Annotated in this window: 1 protein-coding gene; it reads right to left on the minus strand. The window is 62.6% G+C overall.

The window, feature by feature from the left end; translation table 11 throughout:
* Positions 1–2,296: FG-GAP-like repeat-containing protein (locus C7477_RS18585; RefSeq protein ID WP_181418480.1), on the minus strand; the 2,296-nt coding region annotated here is incomplete at both ends.

Below are 2,296 nucleotides of genomic sequence, written 5' to 3' on the forward strand. Positions count from 1 at the left end.
GTCGTCGATGTGTCGGCGGCGAAGTTGCTATCGCCGAGGTAAGCGCCGACGATGTCGTGCTTGGCCCCGCCCGGATCTCCTATCGGCACGAGGGCGTCAACGGAGGTGGAGACCGTCACCGTCGGGCTCAGAAATGCGGCGGTGGTCAGATTGGCGGGATCGGTCGAGCCCGGCACGAACAGGTCGGCATAGCCGTCGCCGTTGAAATCGCCGGTCACCGGGGCGCGCGGACCGGGCTGGGGCGTAATCGGCACGTCGGCCTTGGTAAAGACGAAGTTGCCGTTGCCGGTCCAGATCTGCACGTCGAAATTGCTGTTGCTGCTGGGGCCGTAATCGGCCATGGCAAGGTCGGCATAGCCGTCGGCGTTGAAATCCCCAACGGTGACGGAGACGTTCGCATACGACAGGGCATGCTTGGTATCGAATTTGGGCTGCGGGCTGAAACCCTTGTCGATGCCGTTGCCCTGATAGACCTGGACGGTGGAATTGCCATTGGAATAGTGGAGACTTAAGCCGACGGCGAAATCGAGATTGCCGTCCTTGTCAAAATCGGCCGCGGCCACGGTCTGGGCGTTGTAGCCGCCCGGGTGTATCGGGATGGGATTGGCCTGGAAGGTGCCGTCGCCCGCGCCGAACAGCACCCAGACGGTGCCGTAGTCGTTGATAAGGATCAGATCGGGCAATTCGTCATTGTTGAAGTCGCCGGTGTCGGCGGACACGGCGGAAGTGCTGGAGTTGTGATAAGGCTGGGGCCTGCCGGTGGTGGTGAACTTGCCCGAGCCGTCGCCAAGATAGATCCACGTGCTATAGGAACCCACGACGGCGAGGTCGAGGTTGCCGTCGCGGTTGAAATCACGCACGGCGAAGGCGGAGAAGGCGCCGCTCGTATTGGGCGGCGTGTCCTTGGGCGCTCCGAGCTGGCCGGTGGGGCTGCCGGTGCCGGGGTAGAAGGTGAGCTTGTCGCCGTTGCCGATGACGATATCGGGCAAGGCGTCATTATCGAAATCACCCGTCGCCACCGGATAGGGATTGTTGTCGGTAAAGGTTCTACTGTACGTCGGGCCGCCGTTCATTATCACGATGAGCTTCTTGTCGTCCTTGAGGGCGATCGCCACGTCGCGGATGCCGTTCCCATCGAAGTCAGCGGTTGCCGCGGAATTGGCCCCTCCCCCTCCGATCGGCGTTTGGGGCGCGTTGGCGATGGCGAGTTGCGGGTTGGCCAGGGGATTGGAGCCGGTGTTTTCGCCCAGCAGGTAGGGATTGCCATTGACGAGGTTGCTCATGTCCTGGATCTGGACATTTCCGGTCGGTGGTGTCTTGAGCGATTGCGGGGCGGTGCCGGTCACCTTGACGTCGTAGGTATCGTTGCCGCCCGAACGCTTGGGAGGGGTGATCGCCGTCTGGGTGGAGTACTTGCCCAGCACCACCAGCTTCTGCGGCTGGGAGCGGCTTTGGCCATAGCTGTCGAAGCCGGCGAAGTCGGCTCTCAATTCATAGGTGCCGGCATAGGGTGTGAAGGATACAGTTGCCGTGCCGTTGAAGATCTGGGCGCTGCCGATGCGGTTGATATCGGTGCACAGCGGGGTCGATGCGGCGTAGCAGAAATCGACCGTGCCCATCTGCACCACCGTCCCGCCCGACTTGACCGTAGCGGTAAGTGTGACCATATCGCCGGCACTGGCAGTCTCGCCTGTCGAGACCACCAGATCCACCTCCGTCGGGTTGCCGGTGACATTATAGGGCAGCGTGTCCGACGAGCCGGTGAAGTTCTGATCGCCGCCGTAGTCGGCCTTGATCGTGTTCTTGCCGGCCGGCAGCGCGGTGGTAACGAGCTTGGCCACATAGGCGACCGGGTTACTCCCGTCCACCAGATGCAGTTCGGCCGTGCCCAACGGGGTGGTATCGGCCGTGAAGGTGACCTTCTCGTTCTCGACGGAATGGCCCTGCAGGTCGCCTTTGAAGGTGAGAGTTGCCGTGAGCCTGACCTCCTGCCCGGCCAAGTAGCTGCCTGGCGGAAAGATGGCCAGCTTGAGATCGGTGCCGAGCTGCTGCGGCGCAATCGGCGTCGGATTGGCGGAGGAGTCGCTCGCCTTGAACTGCTTGTCGCCCGTGTAGCTGGCGAAGACGTCGTGCTTGGCGGCGGGATTGCCCACCGGCATGACATTGTTGACGGTGGCCGTTACCGCTGCGGTGGGTTGGACGGTCGCCACGCTGACGCTATTGTCAATGGCATTGGCCACCGCCACATCCGCGAAGCCGTCGCCGTTGAAATCACCGACCACCGGCGAAAGAGGTA

Source organism: Paramesorhizobium leguminum (assembly GCF_003217235.1).
In the GTDB taxonomy this organism is placed as follows: Bacteria; Pseudomonadota; Alphaproteobacteria; order Rhizobiales; family Rhizobiaceae; genus Paramesorhizobium; species Paramesorhizobium leguminum.